Source organism: Colwellia demingiae, from assembly GCF_007954275.1.
GTDB classification, from domain to species: domain Bacteria; phylum Pseudomonadota; class Gammaproteobacteria; order Enterobacterales; family Alteromonadaceae; genus Colwellia; species Colwellia demingiae.
Genome location: NZ_VOLT01000003.1, coordinates 94,880 through 120,164, shown reverse-complemented (window position 1 = coordinate 120,164; position 25,285 = coordinate 94,880). Strand labels below are relative to the sequence as shown.

General features: G+C 38.3%; 24 protein-coding genes. 21 read left to right on the top strand and 3 right to left on the bottom strand.

The features are described from left to right. Positions 1–124: 124 nt before the first annotated feature. Together ESZ36_RS06150 and fliD are read left to right on the top strand one after the other, a co-directional pair. Entirely contained in the window at positions 125–544 is a 420-nt protein-coding gene (locus ESZ36_RS06150) for a flagellar protein FlaG (protein WP_146785086.1), read from the top strand. Positions 545–664: 120 nt separating this feature from the next. Continuing rightward, positions 665–2,089: a flagellar filament capping protein FliD gene (fliD, locus tag ESZ36_RS06145; RefSeq protein WP_146785083.1), complete on the top strand. Its 1,425-nt coding sequence runs from the start codon at positions 665–667 to the stop codon at positions 2,087–2,089. Between the two features lie 444 nt (positions 2,090–2,533). Here fliD and ESZ36_RS06140 read toward each other — a convergent pair whose 3' ends face one another. The 3 genes from ESZ36_RS06140 to ESZ36_RS06130 all read right to left on the bottom strand — a co-directional run bounded on the left by ESZ36_RS06140 (position 2,534) and on the right by ESZ36_RS06130 (position 3,692). Continuing rightward, entirely contained in the window at positions 2,534–2,860 is a 327-nt protein-coding gene (locus tag ESZ36_RS06140; protein WP_146785080.1) for a hypothetical protein, read from the bottom strand. Positions 2,861–2,916: 56 nt separating this feature from the next. Further along, the gene (gene fliS / locus ESZ36_RS06135) at positions 2,917–3,315 is read right to left on the bottom strand and encodes a flagellar export chaperone FliS (protein ID WP_146785077.1); all 399 of its coding nucleotides are present in this window, start codon (positions 3,313–3,315) and stop codon (positions 2,917–2,919) included. Between the two features lie 92 nt (positions 3,316–3,407). Next, complete coding sequence (locus tag ESZ36_RS06130) at positions 3,408–3,692, bottom strand: hypothetical protein (RefSeq protein ID WP_146785074.1); 285 nt, start codon at positions 3,690–3,692, stop codon at positions 3,408–3,410. Positions 3,693–4,123: 431 nt separating this feature from the next. On the opposite strand from ESZ36_RS06130, the gene ESZ36_RS06125 reads away from it, so the two are divergent. From ESZ36_RS06125 to flhA, 19 genes are all read left to right on the top strand, one after another. Then, on the top strand, positions 4,124–5,644 hold the full coding sequence (locus tag ESZ36_RS06125) for a sigma-54 dependent transcriptional regulator (RefSeq protein WP_146785071.1): 1,521 nt from the start codon (positions 4,124–4,126) through the stop codon (positions 5,642–5,644). A gap of 178 nt (positions 5,645–5,822) precedes the next feature. Further along, positions 5,823–7,109 (top strand): sensor histidine kinase, encoded by a 1,287-nt coding sequence (locus ESZ36_RS06120; RefSeq protein ID WP_246129005.1) that lies wholly within the window; start codon positions 5,823–5,825, stop codon positions 7,107–7,109. Further along, positions 7,102–8,442: a sigma-54-dependent transcriptional regulator gene (locus ESZ36_RS06115; protein WP_146785066.1), complete on the top strand. Its 1,341-nt coding sequence runs from the start codon at positions 7,102–7,104 to the stop codon at positions 8,440–8,442. Before ESZ36_RS06120 ends, ESZ36_RS06115 begins: the two co-directional genes overlap by 8 nt. Positions 8,443–8,621: 179 nt before the next feature. Then, positions 8,622–8,984: a flagellar hook-basal body complex protein FliE gene (gene fliE, locus ESZ36_RS06110; protein WP_011042337.1), complete on the top strand. Its 363-nt coding sequence runs from the start codon at positions 8,622–8,624 to the stop codon at positions 8,982–8,984. A 233-nt stretch (positions 8,985–9,217) separates the two neighbouring features. Next, positions 9,218–10,909 carry a flagellar basal-body MS-ring/collar protein FliF gene (gene fliF / locus ESZ36_RS06105; RefSeq protein ID WP_146786100.1) on the top strand — a complete coding sequence of 564 codons (1,692 nt, stop codon included), beginning with the start codon at positions 9,218–9,220 and terminating at the stop codon, positions 10,907–10,909. Further along, positions 10,902–11,957, top strand: a complete 1,056-nt coding sequence (gene fliG, locus ESZ36_RS06100) for a flagellar motor switch protein FliG (protein WP_011042339.1) — start codon at positions 10,902–10,904, stop codon at positions 11,955–11,957. The genes fliF and fliG overlap by 8 nt, the downstream gene beginning before the upstream one ends. A gap of 34 nt (positions 11,958–11,991) precedes the next feature. Continuing rightward, positions 11,992–12,780: a flagellar assembly protein FliH gene (fliH, locus tag ESZ36_RS06095; protein ID WP_146785063.1), complete on the top strand. Its 789-nt coding sequence runs from the start codon at positions 11,992–11,994 to the stop codon at positions 12,778–12,780. Between the two features lie 94 nt (positions 12,781–12,874). Beyond that, positions 12,875–14,224, top strand: coding sequence for a flagellar protein export ATPase FliI (fliI, locus tag ESZ36_RS06090; protein WP_146785060.1), 1,350 nt, complete (start codon positions 12,875–12,877; stop codon positions 14,222–14,224). A 104-nt stretch (positions 14,225–14,328) separates the two neighbouring features. Then, complete coding sequence (gene fliJ, locus ESZ36_RS06085; RefSeq protein WP_146785057.1) at positions 14,329–14,772, top strand: flagellar export protein FliJ; 444 nt, start codon at positions 14,329–14,331, stop codon at positions 14,770–14,772. 154 nt (positions 14,773–14,926) lie between these two features. Beyond that, positions 14,927–16,909 carry a flagellar hook-length control protein FliK gene (locus ESZ36_RS06080; protein WP_146785054.1) on the top strand — a complete coding sequence of 661 codons (1,983 nt, stop codon included), beginning with the start codon at positions 14,927–14,929 and terminating at the stop codon, positions 16,907–16,909. 140 nt (positions 16,910–17,049) lie between these two features. Beyond that, a complete protein-coding gene (fliL, locus tag ESZ36_RS06075; RefSeq protein ID WP_146785051.1) occupies positions 17,050–17,604 on the top strand; it encodes a flagellar basal body-associated protein FliL in 555 nt (184 codons plus the stop codon). Between the two features lie 73 nt (positions 17,605–17,677). Continuing rightward, the gene (gene fliM / locus ESZ36_RS06070) at positions 17,678–18,742 is read left to right on the top strand and encodes a flagellar motor switch protein FliM (protein ID WP_146785048.1); all 1,065 of its coding nucleotides are present in this window, start codon (positions 17,678–17,680) and stop codon (positions 18,740–18,742) included. Positions 18,743–18,783: 41 nt separating this feature from the next. Further along, a complete protein-coding gene (gene fliN / locus ESZ36_RS06065) occupies positions 18,784–19,179 on the top strand; it encodes a flagellar motor switch protein FliN (RefSeq protein ID WP_146785045.1) in 396 nt (131 codons plus the stop codon). A 63-nt stretch (positions 19,180–19,242) separates the two neighbouring features. Then, a complete protein-coding gene (fliO, locus tag ESZ36_RS06060) occupies positions 19,243–19,857 on the top strand; it encodes a flagellar biosynthetic protein FliO (protein WP_146785042.1) in 615 nt (204 codons plus the stop codon). A 90-nt stretch (positions 19,858–19,947) separates the two neighbouring features. Then, positions 19,948–20,706, top strand: a complete 759-nt coding sequence (gene fliP, locus ESZ36_RS06055) for a flagellar type III secretion system pore protein FliP (RefSeq protein WP_146785039.1) — start codon at positions 19,948–19,950, stop codon at positions 20,704–20,706. 60 nt (positions 20,707–20,766) lie between these two features. After that, positions 20,767–21,036 carry a flagellar biosynthesis protein FliQ gene (gene fliQ / locus ESZ36_RS06050; RefSeq protein ID WP_011042349.1) on the top strand — a complete coding sequence of 90 codons (270 nt, stop codon included), beginning with the start codon at positions 20,767–20,769 and terminating at the stop codon, positions 21,034–21,036. Between the two features lie 37 nt (positions 21,037–21,073). After that, positions 21,074–21,856, top strand: a complete 783-nt coding sequence (gene fliR, locus ESZ36_RS06045; protein WP_146785036.1) for a flagellar biosynthetic protein FliR — start codon at positions 21,074–21,076, stop codon at positions 21,854–21,856. Next, positions 21,857–22,987: a flagellar biosynthesis protein FlhB gene (gene flhB / locus ESZ36_RS06040; protein ID WP_146785033.1), complete on the top strand. Its 1,131-nt coding sequence runs from the start codon at positions 21,857–21,859 to the stop codon at positions 22,985–22,987. 146 nt (positions 22,988–23,133) lie between these two features. Next, positions 23,134–25,236 (top strand): flagellar biosynthesis protein FlhA, encoded by a 2,103-nt coding sequence (gene flhA, locus ESZ36_RS06035; RefSeq protein ID WP_146785030.1) that lies wholly within the window; start codon positions 23,134–23,136, stop codon positions 25,234–25,236. The last annotated feature ends 49 nt before the right edge of the window (positions 25,237–25,285 follow it).

Sequence of the window (25,285 nt, the reverse complement as noted above, 5' to 3'; positions counted from 1 at the left end):
GATAACCTTGTCAGGCTAATCGGCTGACAAGGTGAGCGAAATATGAGGAAGGCCTATTTTATAGTACCTTCCTTTTTTCGTATTTCTATCACCGTGTTTTAGTTTGATATTTTAGGAGTTGATGATGAGTGCAATAAATATTTCAACAGATAATAGTCATAATGTTAGTTCACAAAGAAAGACAAGCTCTGAAAAAGACTTACCAGTTAGTAATAGCTCAATAACATTGCAATCTGCAGACGAGGTTCAAACCGATAAAAGGGCTGCTGAAGCAGCAATAAAGGTGAGCGATGCAGAGCAAAAAAACAAAGCGTTAATGACATCTGAACAGCTAGAGAAGGTGGCGCAAAAATTGCAAGATTTTGTCGGTGAAATGAACAAGGGTTTAGAGTTTTCAGTAGATAAAGATTCTGGACGAGACGTCATCAAGGTGATTGACAAAAATAGTGGTGATTTAATTAAACAATATCCCACTGAGGAAGTATTAGACTTAGTGGCTAAGCTTTCTGAGGCAACCGGAAACTTTATTAATACCGATGCATAACTACATTGGTATCGTAAAAGTGTATAGTTGTAGATATATAATGCGTTGAACGCAAAGCAATAAACTTGATTGATACAGTGGCTTTTACATAGCTGGTAACTTGATAAAACGTGGTGATTTATGGCTAATATTACATTTAATGGTTTAGGCTCTGGCTTGAAAGTGGCTGATATTGTAGGGGCTATTGTTGGCGCTGAAAAAGTACCTTATGAAACAAGACTCAATCAAAAAGAAGGCTCTATTACAACAGATATCTCTGCTGTTGGTGCATTGAAATCAGCACTACAAAAAGTACAAGATTCCATCTCTAATTTAGCTGATGCCGATAGGTATCAACTACGTGAAGTAAAAGGTAATGATGATTTTATTTCAATGTCATCAAATAAAGATGCTGAAATAGGTAATTACTCTGTAAAAGTAGATCGGCTTGCAGAAAAGCATAAATTAGTTTCTACAGGTATCGATAGTGAAGAGGCTATTGGAAAGGGTACCCTAACCATAAAGTCAGGTGAAAATAGTTTTGATATTACCGCGTCTGATACTTCTACATTAGCTGATATTCGTGATGCTATTAATGATAGTAACGATAATGAATCCGTTATTGCCACGATTATAACTGATGATGGTGGTCAGCATTTAGTTCTGTCAAGCAAAGAAACAGGCCTTGCAAATGCAATAACTATTGTTGTTGACGATGTAAGCGATGGTAATAACCAAGATGCTCTTGGGCTTTCACGTTTAGCCTATGATCCTGATCCTCTTTCGGCAACCCACTCTTTGAGTATGAACGAAGCGACTCCCGCTGTTGATGCACAAATAACTATTGATGGAACTTTAGTTGTCACTAACAGTACCAACACTTTTACCAATGTTATTGATGGTGTTGATATCACAGCAAAGAAAATTCATGCTGTCGATGATGATTTAAGTAGTGTAACTCTGAGTGAAAATAATGCCAATGTTGAAGCTGGCCTTAATCAGTTTGTTAAAAATTATAATGCTCTTGTAACACTAAGCAAAAGCTTAGGTCAAGCAGGTGAAGGGGGGACAGGCCCATTAGCCGGAGACTCTCTTTTACGTGGTGTTATGAGTAAGTTACGTCAGCAAATCAGCACCCCTTTTGAAACCAGTAATGGTAATACTTTATCACTTTCACAGTTAGGTGTTCGCAGCGATCGTTATGGTGTATTAAGCTTGGATAAAGATGACTTAAACGAAGCTATTGCAAATGATGTTGATGGTGTACAAAACTTTTTTGTTGGTTCTGATGAGGACCCTGGTTTTGCTTCGTCAGTAGATACCTTAATGAAATTTTATACAGATTCTGGTGGTTTGATTGATAGTCGAATTGAGGGGAAAAAAAGTCAATTAGAAGGTATCGATGATGACCGTATATCTTTTGGTCGAAAAATGGATAGTTTAGAAGCCCGCTTATATAAACAGTACAACGCTATGGATTTATTAGTTGCCAACTTAAATGCTACAGGGAGCTATATCACTGCGCAATTGGATAATATGCCTGGTGTAGTGAAGCAAAACAAGTAATTGACTTTCAGGTTAATAATTAAGGTTAATTACCTTGATTATTAATCTGATAAATAAAATAAGAGGTATAATTAATAAAGCCAATTTCAATAGCCCTAAAATAACCTAGCAACTTTCTTATAAGTATTCTTCGATTGGCTGCTAGTCATATTACCGACTGACTCCTCCTTATCTTTAGCACTTTATTCGCAATACCTTCACTTTCCTAGGAACTTTCAACTGAAATTATGTTGTATCGTACTACTTGCAGTCAGTGGGCTTGCAATGGACAAAATATACTTCAGCATGATGATAAAGTCAGCTATCTGATAGCGTTCAAGTGATGGTGGGGTAAGCGTAGTTTCTGATGATGTAATGAAATTAATTGTTTTATCTTCAGGTTGTCAAGTTAGAAGAATCATTTTAAGTTGAGGCAGAGGTATATTATACAATTGAAATTTCGAGTTAATACTTTTGATATGACTTAGTTACTTTTTTACTTTTTTTTAGTCTAATCACTTGCTCAGCTAAGGCTTTTTTGCAAACTTTAGACTGGCTAGATAATTCAGCATCTAGTGTAATCATTTCATTTAATAAGTTAAGCTCTATTGATATTTCTTCATGTGTATTTTGCTCAAATAAACAATGAATTAATTGATGCCTTGTAGACATTAACTCAGTTAGTTCATTGTCTGTTGCTGAGCTATCAGTAGTAGACTTATCATTATTTGATTCGTTACCATTTGCTGTGTTTTCTTGAACTTGATTGTGTATAGCAAATATTCGCGACAATAGTTGCCGCGACACTTCGTTTATTGTCTCAAGTTGATGTTTAGTATCATTGAGCACTAAAAGCTAACCTGATTCTGATTTTCTAATGGAATAGAGTCCCAGCCCGATTTTATAGGTAGAAGAATTTGAATTACTTCTTCTAACTTGTCACTATCATTAGTTGTACTCGCAACTAACAATTGTTCTGAGCAAAATTTATAGAGTGACGCTAAGTTTTCAGAAACTTCACCGCCTTGTTTAAAATCAAGAGAACCTTCTAAAACGCCAATAATAGCAATGGCATTAGATAGCTCTGTCCCTTTCTTTTCAAAGTTACTTTGTGAAATAGCACCTTTAGCAGTAGCTATGTTCCCTAATAATTTTTGAAATAACATAGCCACTAACTGATAAGGTGAAGCTTGCTGGGCTGTGCTTTTAGTGGTTTGTTGATACTTTTTGAGTGATGCATGTGTCATAGACACCTCCTAGTTCGCTATAGCGTTATTATAGAAAACTTGTAGAATTGAAACAATAGTTTTAGGGATTAACTCAATTAAAATAAGTTAATCTAAACTAAAGGTTGGTTGTTTACGGTTACAGCAAGACCTTCATCTTTTGCTTTTGCATAGGCTTGTTGTAATACATTATGAGTTATGTCTTCTTCATTATTAATAACACCATTACCTAATACTTCAATGTTATCCCAGCCACGAGCGACTAAATATCCTTCTATTTGGCTAAGCTGCTGTTCGAAAGGCATTTCCCTTGAAAACATATTAAATTCATGGCGGGTTCCTTTAGTGAACTCTTCATTATCATGCATTAACTCAGCAGTACCGTTTATGATCAACATTTGATTATCCTATTTTCTAAAATATGGTTATTAAATTTCAATAATTATATATGCTTTTTCTATGCCAAATTTTTTTATGTTTTTATTTTCTGTTTAACTTGTTGATTTTTATTGCTTTTACATCTCTTACGTTTGCAGGTTAAGTAACTAAAAGAGGTGTTAGCACTAATTATCAACTTTTTGACAGTATTATGAAAAGCCAGGTCAATTAATTTTCAACGTATACCTGTTTATCTTTTATTGTTCGAGATGGATAAAATTTTATTGTTAATTAATAACCTAATCGACAGTTAATTTTGATGTATGACAAATAAATGACGAGTACGTGTCAATTTTTTGTTGCTTAAAATAAATTAATAGCTAGAATTGGCTAAAACGCTATAAAACAAGATTAAAAATAGCACGTTAGCAATAGCCGTGAAGAGTTAAATATGATTGATAATCCAGTAGTTACATCCGTAGTAACAGGTCATAAACAAATCCTAGTCGTTGATAACGACGCAGGTAGAAGCCAGCAGCTAAGTACGGTACTTGCTTTTGTTGGTGAGCACTTTGTCCATTGCTCGCAAGAGCAAGCAATCGAAAAGTTAGCTGATTGTAGCCATATTCTCACGGTAATATTAACGGGTAATGTTAGTAATGATTGCACTGCTTTAATTAAAGTTAACCCCAGCGTTCCGTTTATTCTCCATGATGTACTTGATGCCAATGAGTTAACTATTCATGTTAATGTTATTGGTACCCTTGCTGCGCCGCTTAATTATGCTCAACTTACAGAGCAAATTCACCATTGTCATCAATATCATAATAAATTACCGCGTAAAGCTAGCAAACTTAATTCCAGCGCCTTATTTCGTTCATTGGTTGGTAGTAGTGAGCCGATGGCGCAAGTACGATTTTTGATCGAGCAAGTAGCGAAAACACCCGCCAGTGTGTTAGTGCTTGGGGAGTCAGGGACTGGTAAAGAGGTTGTAGCACGAAATATTCATAACTTATCAGAGCGCGCAAAAGAAGCCTTTGTACCCATTAACTGTGGGGCTATTCCAGCCGAACTGCTTGAAAGTGAATTATTTGGCCACGAAAAAGGTGCTTTCACTGGTGCTATTTCTACTCGTAAAGGACGTTTTGAATTAGCTGAAGGCGGCACACTATTTTTAGATGAAATAGGTGATATGCCGCAACCCATGCAAGTAAAGCTGTTACGTGTTTTACAAGAACGTACTTTTGAACGTGTTGGTGGCAGTAAAAGTATTAAAGCCAATGTACGTATTATTGCTGCGACCCATCAAGATTTAGAAGAAATGATCAAAGAGGGCAGTTTTAGAGAAGATTTATACTATCGTTTGAATGTTTTCCCAATAGATACTCCAGCATTACGAGAGCGAAAAGAAGATATTCCGCTGTTATTAAAAGAACTGTTAACTCGCTTTGAACACGAACAAAATAAAACAGTGCGTTTTACTGAAAAAGCCATTGAGTCTTTGATGGAACACCCTTGGCCGGGCAATGTTAGAGAATTATCAAACTTAATTGAACGTATGTTAATTATGTACGGTGATCAAATTGTTGATGTTACAGAGCTACCTTATAAATATCAGCATATAGATGTACAAGCTTATAATCCTGAATATCCTGAAGAGCTACAGGAACATGATGTAATTAACGAACTTTTCGGTGGCTTTGATTATGATGATGACGAAAGCGACGATGATAATGAAGATGAGTTAACTGTTGAAACTGATGGCGCACAAAACTCTGCTGATGCGACCTTATTACCTAGTGATGGTTTAAACTTAAAAGAGCACTTAGCCGATCTTGAAGTATCATTAATTAAACAATCGTTAAGTAAGCATGATTATGTAGTTGCTAGAGCCGCAGAAACACTTGGTATGCGTAGAACTACACTAGTTGAAAAAATGCGTAAGTATGACTTGCACAAACCCAGTGCGTAACATGAGTAACGTTAATAGTTAAGATTAATCGTTAAGGTCAATAGATTGACAGTGAGTATTAATAAGTTTCGATGTTTTTTGCTTTTAACTTATTGATTTTAATTATAAAAATAATGGCATAGTAAATGCTTTATAGGTACTAGATAGTTTTTTCGAGTACCTATGTATGGCACAAGTTATGTCACAAGCAAACCCTACAGCAGTCCCTAGTATTATGCCTTTAGCAAGGGAAGCAAGCGCGAATTCTGCGTTTCATTCCGTTAATATTGTTGGGTCTGATAAACCTTCTTTGCTAGCGCATGAAGCGTTTCCTGGTGAATTAGCGGCATTGAGAGCACAAGCATCTCAAAGTACAAAACATAACTTTTCTCCACGCTCAATCGCTAATACGAAATACCTTCATAGCTCAACGTCAGAAAAACAGCCCCTTAGTCATAATTTATTAGCAGATCAGCTCATAGAAGTGATGCCAACAGGTTTAGTAATGCTTGATGGTAATGGTATTGTGGTGAAGATAAACCAAGTTGCTAGAAACTTACTTGATGAACCTATTCTTGGCCAACCATGGTTTAATGTTATTGCCCGTTCATTCGATCCACGTGAAGATGATTGGCATGAAATATCACTTAAAGATGGTCGCCGAGTAAAATTAGAAATTACTAGCTTAGGCTCACAACCAGGTCAATTGATCATGATAACTGACCTAACCGAAACTCGTTTACTGCAAGATAAACTATCGCAAATGCAACGCCTCTCTTCGTTAGGAAAAATGGTATCAACACTCGCTCATCAAATACGTACTCCTTTATCCGCCGCCATTTTATATAGCGAAAATTTATCTTCGAATAAATTAGCTGAAAATTCGCGGATTAAGTTTCAAGGAAAACTAAATGCGCGTTTACATGATTTAGAGCAGCAAGTGAACGATATGCTGTTATTTTCTAAAAGTGGTAAAGAACAAGTTGTTGCTTCTGTGAACGTAGGAGAACTCATTAATGATGCGGTTAGCTCTATGGATGCATTGTTAGATAAAGCTAATACGAAAGTAAAAGTACAATTGCCCGAGAATGAACTTTATATGCTCGGCAATAAAAATGCCTTAACAGGAGCAATTCAAAATTTATTACATAACTCCTTACAAGCGACAAGTATAAATAAGATCATTGAACCGCTGATAAATATTCAAGTTTATAGCCAGGCCAGTCATTTATATTTAAGTTTTAAAGACAATGGTCCTGGTATTGACGCTAACGTTATCGATAAAATATTTCAGCCTTTTTATACCTCAAGTAGTAAAGGAACAGGTCTTGGCTTAGCGGTTGTTAAATCTGTAGTGAATGCGCATCAAGGTGAAGTGAGCCTACTTAACGAAGCTAATTCAGGCGCACATTTTGTTATTAAGTTACCTTTGTTAGAGCAAGGTCATGTGATGAAGAATAGTCCTTTGGAGAGTGCTAATGACTGAACATAAAATTCTTGTTGTTGAAGATGATGCGGGTCTGCGAGAAGCGTTAGTCGATACGCTTTCATTAGCCGACTACCACTGTATTGAGGCTGACTCTGGCGAAGCTGCCTTATTGGCGTTAAAAAGCCATCAAGTGGATATTGTTGTCAGTGACGTACAAATGGGCGGAATGTCTGGTTTATCTTTATTAAAAAGTATTAAAAGTCAGCATGCTAATCTACCGGTATTATTGATGACTGCTTTTGGCACCATAGATGATGCTGTACAAGCGATGAGAGATGGAGCTTGTAACTATATTGCTAAGCCTTTCGCTCCGCAGGTGCTGCTCAATATGGTCAGTCAATATATTCCGCCGCAAGTCGTTAATAAAAATGACCCTATTGTTGCGGATAAACGTTCATTAGAATTACTTACCTTGGCGAAAAAAGTCGCCAGTACAGATGCGTCTGTGATGATCCTCGGTCCAAGTGGCTCAGGTAAAGAAGTTTTAGCGCAGTACGTTCACAATCATTCGAAACGAAGCACTCAACCTTTTATTGCTATTAATTGTGCGGCAATCCCTGAAAATATGCTTGAAGCAACGTTATTTGGTTATGAAAAAGGAGCTTTTACTGGCGCAATTCAAGCCTGTCCAGGAAAGTTTGAACAAGCACAAGGTGGCACCATTTTACTTGATGAAATTACCGAAATGGATTTGGGCTTACAAGCTAAAATTTTACGGGTATTACAAGAGCGCGAAGTAGAACGTTTAGGCGGACGAAAAATGATAAGCCTTGATGTCCGCGTTATTGCTACCAGTAACCGAGATTTAAAAGCAGCGGTAAGTGATGGGGTATTTCGTGAAGACCTTTATTATCGCCTTAATGTATTTCCACTCTCTTGGTTACCCTTAGCCCAGCGAGTTGATGATATATTTGTTTTAGCACAACACTTAGTTTCTCTACATTGTCAAAAAAATGGCGATAGCATCCCTGAATTCTCAGGTGCAGCGCGCAGTAAGCTTAATGCTTATCATTGGCCTGGCAATGTTCGTGAACTAGATAATGTTATTCAAAGAGCACTTATTTTGCATACTGAGCAAATTATTGATGCCGGAGACTTACTGATTGAAAATTTTGATACCGCATTAGTAGTAGAGCCTGAACAGCTTACGGGTAGTGATGATAAACTCGGTAGTGAGCTGAAACTGCAGGAGCATCAAATCATTCTTGATACCTTACAAGCTTGCCATGGCAGTCGAAAAGACGTAGCAGAGCGCTTAGGGATAAGTCCACGCACTCTACGTTATAAAATTGCTAAAATGCGTGATTCAGGTATTGAAATACCAGCCTAATTAACTATGTCGTTATAATCCCCAGGTTATCATTCACGATAATTGGGGGAATTATAAACTCCCCTATTTATACTTCTCTAAATCACTCCATCACATAAATATTTTCTTTTGGCACTATGTTTGCAACCTCACTGTTATATCTTATTTAAAGTTAAATAATTGACAAAAGTGAGCGCCCTATGGATATCAAAAGTAACTCTCTATACAGCCAAATGCAAAACATGTCACTACAGGCCATGGGCAATAAGCCACCAGCAATTGACGTTGATGTTATAAACGGTACTGCAAGTAATAGCGTTGGCAAAATCAATGAATCTACCAGTAATTTTGGCGATATGCTTACCGATGCACTTAAGAGTGTCAATGATTTACAAACAGAGTCTGGCGAAAAGAAAAGAGCTTTTGAAATGGGCGATAGTAACGTTACGCTTGCTGAAGTAATGATTGCTTCTTCTAAGTCAGGCATCGCTTTGGATGCAACAGTGCAAATACGAAACAAGTTTGTTGAAGCCTATAAAGAAATAATGAGCATGCCAGTTTAATTTAGTTGGCCTAAACGCAACAATAGCCTCGTTACTTTCAATCGCCATAGGCGAGCTATGTCTCATTCAAGTGCCTTGCTCTTGATGGTTTATCCTCAACTAAATAATTGTATTTAAGTCATAGTATTATAGGTATCATGCGTCAATAAAATGCCTTGATATAAAAAACAGTACAGCGGAGAAGTAAAGTGTCTGATACAAACGCAATGGTTGCAGCTGATAGTAGTGGCGATATGATCGCCAGTGAAGCTGAAGGTGCGGGGATAGGTGAGCAAAAATCAGGTTTCGCTGCCTCATTAGGTAGTGTTGATATTTTACGACAAGCTACCATCGTGGTTGCATTGGCTATTTGTTTGGCTATTGCGATATTTGTTATTATGCTGGCTAATGATCCTGAATACCGTGTGCTATCAAAATTACCTACTAAACAGTTAATTACTACCATGGACTTTCTTGATGCCAATCAAGTGGAGTATCAACAAGAAAACAATACTATCTCGGTCCCTGCAGATGAATATCAAAATGTAAAATTATTGTTAGCTAGAGAAGGCTTAACTGAAGAAGCTTCACAAGGTGAAGATATTTTAATGAAAGATATGGGCTTTGGTGTAAGTCAGCGACTAGAGCGTGAAAGATTAAAATATGGCAGAGAGCAGCAAATTGCCAAAACAATAGAACAGTTAAGAAGCATAAGCCGAGCTAAAGTATTACTCGCTATTCCCCGTGAAAATATATTTGCCCGTAGAGAAAAAAATCCATCAGCGACGGTTGTTCTGACTATGCAGCGCGGTAAAATGCTTTCGGAAGAAGAAGTTGATGCTGTTGTTGATATTGTTGCCTCAGCGGTACAAGGTTTAACGCCTAATCGTGTCACTGTGACTGATCAAAATGGACGCTTACTTAATTCAGGCTCACAAGACTCTATTTCATCTCGCTCAAGAAAAGAGTTTGAGATTGAACAAAAACGTGAACAAGAATACATGGAGAAAATTGACAGTATTCTTATTCCTGTTGTTGGTCTAGGCAACTATACTGCGCAAGTTGATATCACCATGGATTTTACCAATGTTGAAGAAACACAGCGTCGTTACAACTCAGATTTACCAGCGCTTCGAAGTGAAATGAGCGTTGAAAGCACTAATATTGGTGGTGCATTAGGCGGGATTCCAGGTGCCTTAACCAATCAGCCTCCGATTGCCTCTGCTATTCCTGAAGATGCAACGGGCGGGCAAAAAAGAAGCATGCCAAGCAGAAAACATTCTGAGTCAACTAAAAACTATGAACTTGATGAAGCCATCAGCCATACTAAGCAGCAAGCTGGCGTTGTAAGACGTGTTAGCGTATCTGTAGCCCTTGATTATGTCGCAGGCGTTGCAGCAACACCCGTTGAGGGAGGAGCAAATACTCCAGCAGCAACTTTAGTACCTCGCTCTGCAGGTGAAACAGCCAGTATTCGTCGTCTCTTACAAGGTAGTATTGGTTTTGATTTACAGCGTGGCGATGTTTTGGAAGTAGTCACCATTCCCTTTAATCGTCCAGATTTTGGCGTAGTAGCTGAGGTACCTATTTGGCAACAACCTTGGTTTATTAAAGTACTCAAATTAGTATTGGGTGCTTTGGTTATCATAGTGCTAATTCTAGCCGTTGTTCGCCCAATGCTGAAACGTTTGATTTACCCAGAGCAAACACCAGATGATTATGGCGATAAATCACTTGATGGTCATATTGATTTAGGTGATGAAACCATGGATATGTTGACGTCTGATTTTGATGCTGGCGCAGTAGGTTTTGCAGCAGATGGCAGTTTACAGTTACCTGATCTTCATCGAGATGAAGATGTATTAAAAGCGGTTCGAGCGTTAGTAGCAAATGAGCCCGAATTATCATCGCAAGTAGTTAAAAGTTGGTTGAACGAAGATGAGTGATGAAACAGAAGTCGGCGCATTAGCCGCAGCTCCTGCAGGCTTTGATGTAGATAAACTAGAAGGTGCTGAAAAAGCAGCAATATTACTGCTTAGTTTATCTGAAGAAGATGCGGCGCAAATTTTAAAGCACCTTGAACCAAAGCAAGTGCAGCAAGTGGGCACTGTTATGGCGGCAATGGAGGATTTTACTCAAGAAAAAATCACTGCTGTTCATAAGTTGTTTATTCACGAAATACAAAACTTCTCCACCATTGGTTTCCAAAGTGAAGAGTTTGTTCGTCGAGCACTAACCGCGGCATTGGGTGAAGATAAAGCAGGTAACTTAATCGACCAAATTGTTATGGGCGGTGGTGCTAAGGGCTTAGATTCATTGAAATGGATGGATTCTAAACAAGTAGCAAACATTATTCGTAATGAACATCCTCAAATTCAAACTATTGTGCTTTCGTACCTTGAACCTGAGCAATCTGCAGAAATTATGGGGCAGTTTACCGATAAAGTGCGCTTAGACTTAATGATGCGTATTGCCAATTTAGAAGAAGTACAACCAGCAGCCTTACAAGAATTGAATGAGATAATGGAGAAACAATTTGCGGGTCAAGCCGGCGCGCAAGCTGCGAAAATGGGCGGCTTGAAAGCGGCTGCAGATATCATGAACTATCTAGATACTAATGTTGAAGGTATGTTGATGGACTCAATTCGAGAAAATGATGAAGAGATGAGTCAACAAATACAAGATTTAATGTTTGTCTTTGAAAATCTTGCTGATGTTGATGATCGAGGTATGCAGGCTATTTTACGTGAAGTTCAACAAGAAGCCTTAATGAAAGCAATTAAAGGTACCGATGAAGCATTAAAAGACAAAATAATGAGTAACATGTCTAAACGTGCTGCAGAAATGATGGCTGATGATTTAGAAGCGATGGGCCCAGTGCGTATTAGTGAAGTTGAAGCGGCACAAAAAGAAATTTTATCGGTTGCCCGACGACTCTCTGACGCAGGTGAAATTATGCTTGGCGGCGGTGGTGGTGGTGATGAGTTTTTATAATACCAAGTCAGCTTAGCCTAGAAAGGATACCACAATGTCAAAATCACCAATTCGTATTATAAAAGCATCTGAAGAAGCGACAGATGTTTGGTCTTTGCCCGATGTGCAAAATGAACCTAGCGCCCAAGATAAAGAGAAAACAAACGCTTTAGGTAAAAGATCTAATTGGGTATATGAGCCCCCAGAGCCGGAAGAAGTAGAACCTCAACCCTTAACAGCGCAGGATATTGAAGAAATTCGTCAAGCGGCAAGTGAGGAAGGCTTTGGCCAAGGTAAAGAGGAAGGTTATGCTAAAGGCTATGAAGAAGGTAAAACTAAAGGATTAGAAGAAGGTCAGGCACAAGGTATTGAAGAGGGGACTGAACAAGGTTTAGCCCAAGGAAAAGAGCACATTGACCAACAAAGCGCGAATTGGCAAAGTTTAATTGAACAATTACATCAGCCGCTTGCTAGTGTGGAAAAAAATGTCGAAGAGCAATTGCTTAATTTAGTATTGCAATTGACAGAGGCGGTGGTTTTACATGAAGCAAAAACTAACCCTGACATTTTAATGGCGGCGATTGCTAAAGGTATTAAAAGCTTACCTAGCAGTGAAGCCCAAACACAAATATATTTAAACCCAAGTGATATTAAACTTGTTGAAGCTCAATTTGGCGCTGCACATATCCAGCAGCAGGGCTGGCGTTTACTTCCCGCTCCACAGTTTCCGCCTGGAAGTTGTCAAATAGAAAACAGCACTTCAAATATTGATTTACAGATGAAAGCTAGGTTAAAGCAAGTGCTGGAACCTTTCTTGCAAGATGCCTTACACCAAACGGATTGATTTATTGTCTAATACCAAACGGATTAATTTATTGACCAACTTAGCGCTCTATACTCTTTAGCATCGCATTTTTATTTTAAGGTAAATAAACACTATGGTTGATAGCTCACGTTTAACCGAGCGTTTAAAAAAAAATCAACAATTCATTCATGATTTCAAAGCGCCTGTCGCTGGCAGGTTAGTGCGAGTTGTTGGTTTAACACTTGAAGCCGTTGGTGTTAAAGCACATGTCGGTAGCCAGTGTCTCGTTGAAACGGCGCATGGCGATTTACTCGCAGAAGTTGTTGGCTTCGCACAAGATATTACCTACTTAATGCCAGAAGAAAGTCTGCGCGGTGTTATGCCTGGCGCACGAGTATTACCTATTTCTAGTAAGGCTAAAGTACCTTTATCAATGGGCTTACTAGGTCGTGTTATTAACGGCGTAGGTAAACCACTTGACAGTAAAGGACCTATCAAAGCCGATAATGATTATCATCATGATAGTAAACCAATTAATCCATTATCACGACGAGCCATCACTGAAGTACTAGATGTTGGTGTTCGTTCTATCAATAGTTTCATTAGTATTGGTAAAGGTCAGCGTATGGGGCTTTTTGCTGGCTCAGGTGTTGGTAAAAGTGTCCTTATGGGCATGATGACTCGCGGAACAACAGCTGATGTGGTCGTTGTTGGGTTAGTGGGTGAACGTGGTCGAGAAGTAAAAGAATTTATCGAAGAAATTTTAGGTGAAGAAGGGCTAAAACGCGCCGTTGTTGTCGCAGCACCAGCCGATAACTCACCTTTAATGCGTCTTAAAGGTTGTGAGACCGCTGTGCAAATTAGTGAGTATTTTCGCGACCAAGGCTTAAATGTTCTGTTATTACTTGATTCATTAACACGCTATGCACAAGCACAAAGAGAAATTGCTTTGGCCGTTGGTGAACCACCCGCGACTAAAGGTTATCCGCCTTCAGTATTCTCAAAGCTGCCCCAACTTGTTGAACGCGCGGGTAATGGTGGTGAAGGACAAGGATCAATCACTGCTTTTTATACGGTATTAACGGAAGGCGATGATTTACAAGACCCTGTAGCTGATGCTGCTCGTGCTATTTTAGATGGCCATGTTGTGTTATCTCGTGAGTTAGCGGATGCAGGACATTATCCCGCTGTAAACATTGAAGGCTCTATTTCCCGGGTAATGCCAATGGTTACTAGCGCTGATCATCAAGAATTAGCAAAACAATTAAAGCAAATGTATGCCCTTTATCAACAAAATAAAGATCTTATTGCCATTGGTGCTTATACCAAAGGTAATGATCCTCGTATTGATCAGGCCATAAACGTGCTACCTGTCATTAACTTTTTCTTACAGCAAAAAATTGATGAAGTTATTCCTTATGATCAAAGTATTGCGCAACTGAAAGAGATTATTGCTGCAGCACATGCCCATAATAATCAATAATCAATAATCAATAATCAATAATCAACAATTCATAATTAAGCACAACGCTAAAGCTTTTGATAAAAAGCATTGAATTTAAACGAGTGATATAACGAGTACTCAACATGGCAATGAAGCAACTTGATACCATTTTAAAGTATGAACGGGATAACGAGCAACGTTGCGCCGATCAGTTAAAGATTTCTGAGAATGAATATCAACAAAACCTCAGCCGTTTACAAGGCGTTGCGGACTATCGTTTAGAATATATGAAACGTTTAAGTGAAAGAGCAACAAATGGTCTAGATAGCGCTACATACAGTCATTACCATGCTTTTATTGCTAAGCTTGATACCGCTTCTAAACAAGTTGAGATAGCAACGCGACAAGCAAAAGCACTGGTAGATCAAAGCAAGAGTCTCTGGTTGAAACAAAGACAAAAAGTAAAAGCGGTTGAGTTATTGCGTGATAAGCGTTTGAAAAAAATTGCAGTAGCAGCAGATAGAGCTGAGCAAAAAATGTTTGATGAAATAGCTACACAACAATATATTCGCCGCCCCCAGCGTTAATCTTCTATGAAAGTGAGTATCTGGAGCGATTTTTGCAACACTTTCTATATATATAAAAAACATCTAAGAACGGTAATACTCGCTGCACTAATGATATGCGGTGTTATTGTTCTGATTAATACAATTTACATTGATTTAAGTTATTGGGATTATTATGCAACAAGTGAATACTTTACCTTCCTTTGTATCACAAGATACTGATTTAAAGACTAAAGATTCATCTAGTACTTCTGCTGATAGCAATAAAGATACTGACTTTTCAAGCTTAATTGAACAGCACCTTCCTGAAGAAAATAAAACGACTAGTGGAAAAAAAGCGACAGTAACAGAATATGAAGCTACGGCAACTCAGGGTAAAACCATTGCCGCCAACGACAAAGATGACGAGGTTGCGAGTAATAGTCGTCAAGAAAGTGACTCTAGTGAGTCAGTAGATGTGAGTGATATCAGTAAAAAAGTCTCAGTAGATGAAAAACAGAAAAAGGTAAGTGAGGCGAATCAAAACGGCTCAACAAAGAGTGGTTCTTTAGCTGAATCAGAGGAATTCATTTCATTACTTTATAATAGCGACCAAACCTTAGCTAAGACGGGTGATACAGCTGAGCCTAGTAAGGACAAATCGACAGTTACTTTCGGCCAAGGTACAAGTGCAACGAATAGCACTAATATAGTTAATAAGGATGTAAATGGCCAAGCAGACTCAGTTCAAAGCGAGAATGCAGACCCAGTAAGTGGCCATAAATTAAGTGCATTTTCAAAAGATGAGCTACTCGCTCGGGCGCAGTTAAAAAACAATAATACTGTAACACCTCAATCAAGTGATCAAGTATTAAAAGATTACCAGTTGTCGTTGCAATCACAGCAAAACACTATTAAAAGCCAAAGCATTACTAGTGAACAGTTAATGAATACGCAACTAGCTGATGCTCAACTGAATAATAAAATTACCGACTTGGCTGCTGGAGTGGCGCAATCCAATAAAAACCAACTAACAGAAAAAGTAGACACAGGTTTATATCAATTACCTGTTGAGCCTATTGGCAAGGGAAATATAACCGCTGGTGATATGACCCATTCTGCTAAACAGTCTGTTGCTAGAGCTGAAGTAAATCAAGTTGAAATAGCGGCTGATTTGGCTGTTAAAGCAAATAAAGACAGCGATATGGCTTCAACAAAAACAGTTAATAGTTCGTCAGATGCTTTAAAAGTTAATCCGAGTAATCGTGAGACAGTAACATCACCGTTAAGCAAGGTTGACGCTGAGAAAATGGTAGCAGAGCGCACTAGACAAACAGCATCCGTAGAAAATATCCCCAAAGAACAGATTGTAACGGCTCAAGAAAAACAACCCGTGATGACAAGTGCTCAATTACAGGCATTACAGCAAGTTCAGGCGCAGCAAAAAACACAATCAGTGAGTAGTGAGCCACAAGTTAATGACGATGTTAGCGAAGAATATATTGACCCAATGCTTTTGTCAGAAGAAAAGCCGATAGAGCAGGGCGTAAAAACAACGGGTAAAGTGGTAGACAATATTGCTATGCGTACAATGTCTGAGCTACAAGCTCAAACGGTGCAAGCAACGCAAACTAAACAAAGTAATGATGCTTATCTTGAGCATCAAGTCTCTGAAGTACTAAATCATAATGTTGCTAGTGATTCCGTACAAATACAAAAAAATAATGTTCAGCTTCAACAAGAAACCATTTCAATCTTTAGAAAAGATTTTGCTGATGCAGTGAAAGATAAAGTGTTGATCACCATTAACCAAAAGCTACAGCAATTTGATATAACTTTAGATCCACCAGAGTTTGGTAATATGCAGGTGCGCGTTAACTTACAAGGTGAGCAAGCTTCCGTTAATTTTGTTGTGCAAAATCAGCAAGCAAAGGAAGCACTAGAACAGAATATGCACAAATTAAGAGATATGCTGTCAGAGCAAGGCGTTGATGTCGGAGGCGCTAATGTTGAACAGCAAGACCAACAACAAAATCAAAATGAACAAAGCTTAGGGCAAAATAATGATAGTGGCTCTGTTTTAACAAACGGTGCTCAAAAAGATGAGAATAATGTAGAACACATTTTATCAGCTAAATTGTTCGATTCTTCTGCAACAGGCGTGGATTACTACGCTTAATTGTTTAAAATGAAGTTAAGTTGATGAAAACACATTGGCTCAAAGACTTTTCAAGGATATAGTCTAGTCATAAATACTATGTCATTAATTAGTCACTCATTATTATCACTATTTGTGGCTGTATATTTTAAAGGGTTCTCATGGCAGACGAAAAAGATAATGGCAAAGAAGGCGAATTAGAGCTGGATAAGTCAGGTAAAAAGAAAAAAATTATTATTATCATTATTGCTGTCGTTGTTTTACTTGGTGGTGGTGCCGGTGCTTATTTTTTCTTCATGAGCGGCGGTGATAGCGGTGCAACTCAAGCAGAACTAGATACTGCGTTAGATAGTGATTCAGGTGAAGTAGCGAAAGTAGATTCAGGCGCACAATTAGGATCTGCTTTGTATGTACCAATGCCTAGACCATTTCGATTTAATGTTCCTGGTGCAGCACGAGATCGATTTGTCGAGATTCGCGTGCAGTTACTCGTTCGTGGTGGTGATAACGAAGAAAATGCTAAGATGCATATTCCACTGATAGAAAGTACCTTATTAGGTGTTTTCTCCCAAGCCAATGCCGATGACTTGGCGACAAGTGCAGGGAAAGTTTCGTTAAAACAGCAATCATTAGCCGCAGTACAAAAAGTTATGACAGATGTTGAAGGTGATAAAACGGTTGAAAAGGTACTTTTCACCGGTTTTGTCATGCAATAATTAGATAAATTACCGGCCAAAGTGGCTATTGTTTTAGTAACATTAAGCAAAGTAAATAAGAAGAGACTATCGAGTGAGTGATTTATTATCCCAAGACGAAATTGATGCCTTATTACATGGCGTTGATGATGTTGAAGAAGAAGACATAGTTGAGGATGTCGTGCAATCGCGAGATGGCACCTCTGATTATGATTTCTCTTCACAAGATCGTATTGTGCGTGGTCGTATGCCTACGTTGGAAATGGTTAATGAACGTTTTGCTCGTCATATGCGCATTAGCCTATTTAATATGATGCGTCGGACTGCGGAAGTCTCTATCAATGGCATTCAAATGATAAAGTTTGGTGAGTACATACATACGTTGTTTGTACCTACCAGCTTAAATATGGTGCGATTCCGTCCTTTAAAAGGAACCGCACTAATCACCATGGAAGCTCGTTTGGTTTTTATTCTGGTAGATAACTTCTTTGGTGGTGATGGTCGTTACCACGCCAAAATAGAAGGCCGTGAATTTACACCAACAGAGCGTCGTATTATTCAGATGCTATTAAAGCTTGTTTTTGAAGATTATAAAGAAGCTTGGTCACCAGTGATGGATGTCTCTTTTGAATATTTAGATTCAGAAGTTAACCCGTCAATGGCAAATATCGTTAGCCCAACTGAAGTGGTGGTTATTAGTTCTTTTCATATTGAATTAGACGGAGGCGGCGGCGATTTTCACATCGCATTACCTTATTCTATGCTCGAGCCTATTCGTGAATTGCTTGATGCTGGTGTGCAAAGTGATAAAGAAGACACCGATATGCGTTGGTCTAAAGCGCTACGTGATGAAATTATGGATGTCCCTGTTACCATTAACACTAAGTTTATTGAGGTAGATATCTCATTAAGCCAAGTGATGGAGTTACAGGCAGGGGATATTATACCGATCGAAATGCCTGATAATATTACAGTGCTAATTGAAGACTTACCGACCTTTAGAGCTAAGTTAGGTCGTAGTCGAGATAATATAGCATTGAAAATTGAATCGAAAATTAGGCGACCAGAGTCAGCTAAATCTGAACTAACTATCTTAACTAAAGGTGGTAAACGCCTTGATAGTGAAGCAGAGCTTCATCTACTAGAAGATGACTTGTAAGTTGATCTATTTGAACAGAATTATAAATTGAGGCCAGTGGTATGAGTAACGAAAAAGATGAAGATCTAAGTATGTGGGATGATGCGCTAGATGAGCAAGCTGAAGCAAAAGCAGGTGCTGAAACGGTTGAACTGGAAGAGTTAACTCCAGATGATGCACCTATTACTGGTGATGAGAAGCGTAAGCTTGATGCTATTTTAGATATTCCGGTCACTATTTCGATGGAAGTAGGCCGAAGTAATATTAGTATTAGAAATTTATTACAATTAAACCAAGGTTCGGTAGTTGAATTAGACCGAGTTGCTGGTGAGTCACTTGATGTGTTAGTTAATGGTACCTTAATTGCCCATGGTGAAGTGGTTGTTGTTAACGACAAGTTTGGTATTCGCTTAACTGATGTAGTTAGCCAAGTTGAACGTATTAAAAAGTTAAAATAAAGCAACTTAGCCTTTGCACGTATGAATTACCAAGTATGAAGTAAATAGAGATATGAAATAAACATGATAATTAAAACAATACGCATATTACTGGCTTTTAGTTGTTGTTTACTGTCTCTAATGGTTTTAGCACAAGAAAATGTTTCTGAAAATGAATTAGTGAACAGTGTTGTTACTGCAAAAAGTGTCAATGTTAAAGCTGAAGATCAGCAAAGTGCTGGTCAACAAGATACAACTCAGCAAAGTACAATTCAGCAAGAAAGCATGGACAAAGGTATAGCCCAGCAAGAATTACCTCAACAAGTTTCTGGCTCACCAAAAATCAATAACAGCACCCCTGAAGTAGGTAAACATGTCATGGCAAACATGGATGCTGGCAGCATGATTTTATCCTTGTTAATGGTACTCGCGTTAATTATTATTTGTGCTTTGGTGCTTAAACGTTTTAATCTTACCCAACAAGGTGTTAGTCAACTAAAAGTTGTCACGAGTTTATCGTTAGGTGCTAAAGAACGAGTGGTTGTTATTCAAGCGGGAGAACAACAGTTACTCTTAGGGGTTACTGCTCAACAAGTGACCTTAATTGAGCGCTTAGAAGAGCCGTTAGCGACTCAAACGTTAAAAGCAGCCGAGTTGCCAAAAAGCCTGTTATCTTTTCTATCGGCTAAAAAGCTTTAGTATCGAATAGATTTAGCATTTTACCTTTATTAATAAATGTCAGATCAACTATTTTAAGTCAGGTTGTTTTTTAGGGATTACCAACGAACCATGAAAAGAATTTCATTATTCACCATCATAATACTATGCTTGCTCAGCATGAGTTTCGGTGCATTTGCCGAAGATTTGTCTCTATCAGCATTAACATTAACAACCAATCCTGATGGCTCACAAGAGTATTCGGTAAACTTACAAATTTTGATTTTTATGACGGCGCTGAGTTTTATACCAGCGGCGGTTATTATGATGACGTCATTTACCCGTATTGTCGTGGTGATGGCTATTTTACGACAAGCCTTTGGTCTTCAGCAAACACCGTCTAATCAAGTGATCATTGGATTAACCCTCTTTATGACTCTTTTTATTATGACTCCGGTTTATAATCAAATAGATAGAACTGCCATTCAACCCTATTTATCAGAGAATTTAACCTCCACTGAAGCAATTAACTTGGGTAAGGTACCGTTGCGTGCCTTTATGTTAGAGCAGACGCGCGTTAAAGATCTTGATACTTTAGCGGCAATGGCCGGTATTGATGCTGTGGATGAACCAACTGACTTACCTATGACAGTTATAATTCCAGCTTTTATTATTAGTGAATTAAAAACTGCTTTTCAGATTGGTTTTATCCTTTTTATACCCTTTTTGATTATTGATTTGGTTGTTGCCAGTATCTTAATGGCGATGGGCATGATGATGCTCTCACCAATGATTGTATCTTTACCTTTTAAGCTCATGTTATTTGTTTTGGTTGATGGTTGGAACTTAGTTATTGGTACCATCGCAACCAGTTACGGAATGGGTAGTTAACTATTAATAACGGTTTTATTTGATTAAGTACAAAACCAGTTAAGTAAAAGAGAGTAACTTATGGGACCAGAAATCTATGTAGATATGCTAGGTGATGCATTATTACTAGTGATCATTTTAGTTTGTGCGATTATCCTGCCGAGTTTAGCCGTAGGCTTAATGGTTGCAGTTTTTCAAGCCGCTACATCTATCAATGAACAAACCTTAAGTTTTTTACCAAGATTGATTGTCACTTTGCTTGCGTTAATTATTGGTGGACATTGGTTAGTACAGAAAGTGATGGATTATACTATCCGGCTGATTGCTAGTATTCCCAGCGTGATTGTTTAGTTATGTGCTTAGGCATTCTAATTATTAGAGCAGCTTAATGGAATTTACTGAGTCTATTATTAATCAATATATGGCAGATTTTGTTCTGCCCTTTAGTCGTATTTCGGCTTTGATTATGACAATGATAGGTTTTAGTTCAAAGACCATTCCTGGCCGAGTCAAAGTGTTTTTATGTATCAGTATTACCATCGCTGTGATGCCAGCAATCCCTCCCGCTAGTGTAAATAATTTAATGTCACTTAACACCGCAATTTTATTGGGGCAGCAAATGATTATTGGCGTCATGCTTGGTTTTGTTACTATCATGGTGGTTAATACCTTTACCCTCGCTGGTCAAATCATTGCGATGCAATCGGGTCTTGGTTTTGCTTCTTTAGTTGATCCTGCCAGTGGTATGAATGTACCTGCCATTGGACAATTCTTTCTAATCTTATCATCATTGTTATTTTGGGTGATGGATGGCCACCTTGCCTATTTACAATTTATTGTGGCTAGTTTCGATACCTTGCCAATCCCCACAGAACACTTATCTAGCATCAAGTATCGCGAGGTTGTTGAATGGGGTGGATGGATGTTCGCTACTGCTTTATCACTTGCTTTAGCACCAATAACAGCGATGTTATTAATCAATTTTTCTTTTGGTATTATGACAAGAGCTGCACCACAGCTTAATATTTTTGCCATTGGTTTCCCTATCACCATGATGGCCGGTTTACTTATTATGTGGCTAACCTTTGGTAATTTCTTTACTCATTTTGAATTACAGTGGCAACGGGCGCTGGATTTTAGCTGTTATCTTATTGATTGTAAGGCGACGTAAATGGCTGATTCTGATAGCGGTGAAAAAACTGAAGAACCCACGGCAAAAAAGCTTACCGATGCCCGTAAAAAAGGTCAAATTGCTCGCTCTAAAGATTTAGGGACTTTTTTTGTTTTGGTAGGTAGTGCATGCGCTATGCTTTTGATGGGAAAGGCTTTAGCTAACTCAATGGCTAATATGATGAGTCATATGTTTAGCCTAAGCCGTGAAGAAGCAATGGATATTAATGCACTGTTTAAAGTGATCAATGACGGAATTTATCAAATTGTACCACCATTATTATGGATTTTTTTTATTGTAATGCTTGCGGCATTTATTGGTAATACGTTACTTGGTGGCATGAGTTTTTCAGGGGATGCCATGATGCCAAAGGCAAGTAAGTTATCTCCAATGGCAGGCTTTAAACGTATGTTTGGAGTGCAGGCTGCAGTTGAACTGATTAAATCAGTTTTAAAGTTTTTTGTTGTTTTTATTGTCGCTTTTTTATTACTGAGTGGTTTGTTTGAGGAAATTCTTGGTTTAAGTCGAGAAACCATTCCCGCTAACTTTGAACATGCTATTACGATGTTGCAGTGGATGTTTTTGGTGCTTGCTTTGTCAATAGGGATCATTGTTGTTATTGATGCGCCATACCAAGTTTGGAATCATAATCGCCAGTTAAAAATGACCAAACAAGAAATTAAAGATGAACATAAGGGAAGTGAAGGTAGTCCTGAAATTAAGGGCCGTATTCGTCGGACCCAATATGAAATGTCGCAACGACGAATGATGCAAGATGTACCTGAGTCTGATGTAGTTATTACTAATCCCACCCATTTTTCTATTGCGCTTAAATACGATGCCGCTGCTGGTGGCGCTCCAGTATTATCTGCGAAGGGCGTTGATGAGATGGCTTTACATATTCGTACCATTGCTAAAGAGCATCAAATAGAAATAATTCAATCACCGGCTTTAGCTCGTTCACTCTATTATACTGCTGAAGTTGGCGATGATATTCCTGAAGAACTGTTTGCTGCTGTGGCTCAAGTATTAGCCTTTATTTTTCAACTCAACGAACATAAAAAAGGTAAAGCTAAAAAGCCAACACCAGTGGCTAAAGAGCTACCTATCCCTGATGACTTTAGATATTAGATATTCCCTTCAATTTACCATCGAGATATTCGGTTACTTAAGCGCCAATAAAGTTTACAGTTATTTAATAAATTCAATGCAGGCTAGCTTTTGGTATAAGAATTGCTAATTCATGGTTACTGTCAAAAAACCATCATGAAGTAGTAATGCAATTAGCCGCTTATTTTAATCAGTTTGATAAAACCAAATTACGCCATTTAACTGGCTTAGGAACACCATTATTAGTAATGGCCGCACTAGGTATGATTATCTTACCTATGCCTGCTTGGTTATTAGATATTTTATTTTCTTTTAACATAGCGCTCTCCCTCGTTGTATTACTTATTACCGTTTATACCTTAAAGCCTCTTGATTTTGGTTCTTTCCCTGCAGTTTTACTCGTAGCGACCATCTTAAGGCTGGCGCTGAATGTGGCGAGTACCCGAGTAGTGTTATTAGAAGGTCATGAAGGACCTGAAGCTGCGGGTAAAGTCATTGAAGCATTTGGCTCGGTTGTTATTGGTGGGAACTATGCTGTTGGTTTAGTGGTTTTTCTTATCTTGATCATTATTAACTTTGTGGTTGTGACGAAAGGTGCAGGACGAATAGCTGAAGTAACGGCTCGTTTTACCTTAGATGCAATGCCAGGCAAACAAATGGCGATTGATGCGGATTTAAATGCTGGTTTTATAACTCAAGAACAAGCGAAAGAACGAAGAACTGAAGTAACAAGTGAAGCTGATTTTTATGGTTCTATGGATGGTGCCAGTAAGTTTGTAAAGGGTGATGCGATTGCTGGTATTTTAATCTTATTCATCAACATCGTTGGTGGCTTAATTATTGGTATGGTGCAGCATGATTTATCTTTTAGCCGTGCTGTTGAGATATATACTTTGCTTACTATTGGTGATGGTCTAGTAGCCCAAATACCCGGCTTATTGTTATCAATTGGTACTGCAATTGTAGTCACTCGTCAAAATACATCGCAAGACATGGGTGAGCAAGTAAGTAGTCAACTGGGTCAAGAAAAATCCCTCTACGTAGCAGCCGGTGTGATGTTTGTGATGGGCGTCATTCCAGGTATGCCTCATTTTGTCTTTTTGTTATTTGCTGCGATCATTGCGGCAACAGCCTTTTTTGGCGCTAAGAATAAAGTAAACCTAAAAGTTGAACTTGAAAAACAAGCACAAGATGAACAAGTCGAGCATCAACAAAAAGAAGATGAGGTAAAAGAACTTGATTGGGATGATGTTAACCATGTTGATGTTATTGGTTTAGAAATTGGCTATCGTTTAATTCCCTTGGTAGATAAAGCTCAAGGTGGAGAGCTACTAAGTAGAATTAAAGGTGTGCGTAAAAAGCTTTCACAAGAGTTTGGCTTTTTAGTACCAGCAGTGCATATTCGCGATAATTTAGATTTAGATCCCAATAGTTATCAAATATCTCTAATGGGAGTTGTTGTCGGTACGGCACAAATTAGACATGACCAAGAACTTGCCATCAATCCGGGACAAGTATTTGGTCAGTTAGAAGGCGTAGCAACGAAAGATCCTGCTTTTGGACTCGATGCAACGTGGATTAACCAAAACCAACGTGAACAAGCGCAAACATTGGGTTATACTGTGGTCGATTCTTCAACGGTGTTAGCGACGCATTTAAGTCAAATATTAACAAATAATGCCGCCCAGTTATTAGGGCATGAGGAAGTTCAAAATCTATTGGACTTACTTGCTAAAAACTACCCTAAGTTAGTTGAGGGCTTTGTGCCTGAGACCTTAAGCTTAGGTACTGTTGTTAAAGTATTACAAAGCTTAATGAACGAAGGTGTTGCTGTACGTGATATGCGCTCTATCGTTCAAACCTTGGTCGAATATGGACCAAAAAGTCAAGATGCTGAAGTATTAACCGCTGCTGTGAGAATTAGTTTAAGAAAATTTATCGTACAAGACCTCGTTGGTGGTGCTCAAGAAGTACCCGTCATAACTTTGGCTCCTGAATTGGAACAGATGTTGCATCAATCAATGCAAATGGCAGGAGATGATGGTGCTGGTATTGAACCAGGGTTAGCGGAACGCTTACAACAATCATTAACTGAAGGATCAAATCAGCAAGAGATGGCTGGTGATACACCAATATTATTAACGTCAGGAATTTTACGACATGTTTTGGCTAAGTTTGTTAAATATACTATTCCAAGCCTGCGTGTAATTTCATATCAGGAAATACCTGATGACAAACAAATTAAAATAGTTAGTGCTATTGGGCAGTAACTAATCAGTTAAACGTATGCAGGGCATCGTTATAACGTAGAGCTAAATA

Bases quoted from the DNA above. Each gene is read 5' to 3' on its own strand.
- fliL (WP_146785051.1), top strand. From the start codon at position 17,050: ATGGCAGACGAAAAAGATAATGGCAAAGAAGGCGAATTAGAGCTGGAT.
- flhB (WP_146785033.1), top strand. From the start codon at position 21,857: ATGGCTGATTCTGATAGCGGTGAAAAAACTGAAGAACCCACGGCAAAA.
- fliJ (WP_146785057.1), top strand. From the start codon at position 14,329: ATGGCAATGAAGCAACTTGATACCATTTTAAAGTATGAACGGGATAAC.
- fliN (WP_146785045.1), top strand. From the start codon at position 18,784: ATGAGTAACGAAAAAGATGAAGATCTAAGTATGTGGGATGATGCGCTA.
- ESZ36_RS06125 (WP_146785071.1), top strand. From the start codon at position 4,124: ATGATTGATAATCCAGTAGTTACATCCGTAGTAACAGGTCATAAACAA.
- fliF (WP_146786100.1), top strand. From the start codon at position 9,218: ATGATCGCCAGTGAAGCTGAAGGTGCGGGGATAGGTGAGCAAAAATCA.
- fliP (WP_146785039.1), top strand. From the start codon at position 19,948: ATGAAAAGAATTTCATTATTCACCATCATAATACTATGCTTGCTCAGC.
- ESZ36_RS06080 (WP_146785054.1), top strand. From the start codon at position 14,927: ATGCAACAAGTGAATACTTTACCTTCCTTTGTATCACAAGATACTGAT.
- fliI (WP_146785060.1), top strand. From the start codon at position 12,875: ATGGTTGATAGCTCACGTTTAACCGAGCGTTTAAAAAAAAATCAACAA.
- flhA (WP_146785030.1), top strand. From the start codon at position 23,134: ATGCAATTAGCCGCTTATTTTAATCAGTTTGATAAAACCAAATTACGC.
- fliD (WP_146785083.1), top strand. From the start codon at position 665: ATGGCTAATATTACATTTAATGGTTTAGGCTCTGGCTTGAAAGTGGCT.
- ESZ36_RS06120 (WP_246129005.1), top strand. From the start codon at position 5,823: ATGTCACAAGCAAACCCTACAGCAGTCCCTAGTATTATGCCTTTAGCA.
- fliO (WP_146785042.1), top strand. From the start codon at position 19,243: ATGATAATTAAAACAATACGCATATTACTGGCTTTTAGTTGTTGTTTA.
- fliG (WP_011042339.1), top strand. From the start codon at position 10,902: ATGAGTGATGAAACAGAAGTCGGCGCATTAGCCGCAGCTCCTGCAGGC.
- fliQ (WP_011042349.1), top strand. From the start codon at position 20,767: ATGGGACCAGAAATCTATGTAGATATGCTAGGTGATGCATTATTACTA.
- fliS (WP_146785077.1), bottom strand. From the start codon at position 3,315: ATGACACATGCATCACTCAAAAAGTATCAACAAACCACTAAAAGCACA.
- ESZ36_RS06150 (WP_146785086.1), top strand. From the start codon at position 125: ATGAGTGCAATAAATATTTCAACAGATAATAGTCATAATGTTAGTTCA.
- fliH (WP_146785063.1), top strand. From the start codon at position 11,992: ATGTCAAAATCACCAATTCGTATTATAAAAGCATCTGAAGAAGCGACA.
- ESZ36_RS06130 (WP_146785074.1), bottom strand. From the start codon at position 3,692: ATGTTGATCATAAACGGTACTGCTGAGTTAATGCATGATAATGAAGAG.
- ESZ36_RS06115 (WP_146785066.1), top strand. From the start codon at position 7,102: ATGACTGAACATAAAATTCTTGTTGTTGAAGATGATGCGGGTCTGCGA.
- fliR (WP_146785036.1), top strand. From the start codon at position 21,074: ATGGAATTTACTGAGTCTATTATTAATCAATATATGGCAGATTTTGTT.
- fliE (WP_011042337.1), top strand. From the start codon at position 8,622: ATGGATATCAAAAGTAACTCTCTATACAGCCAAATGCAAAACATGTCA.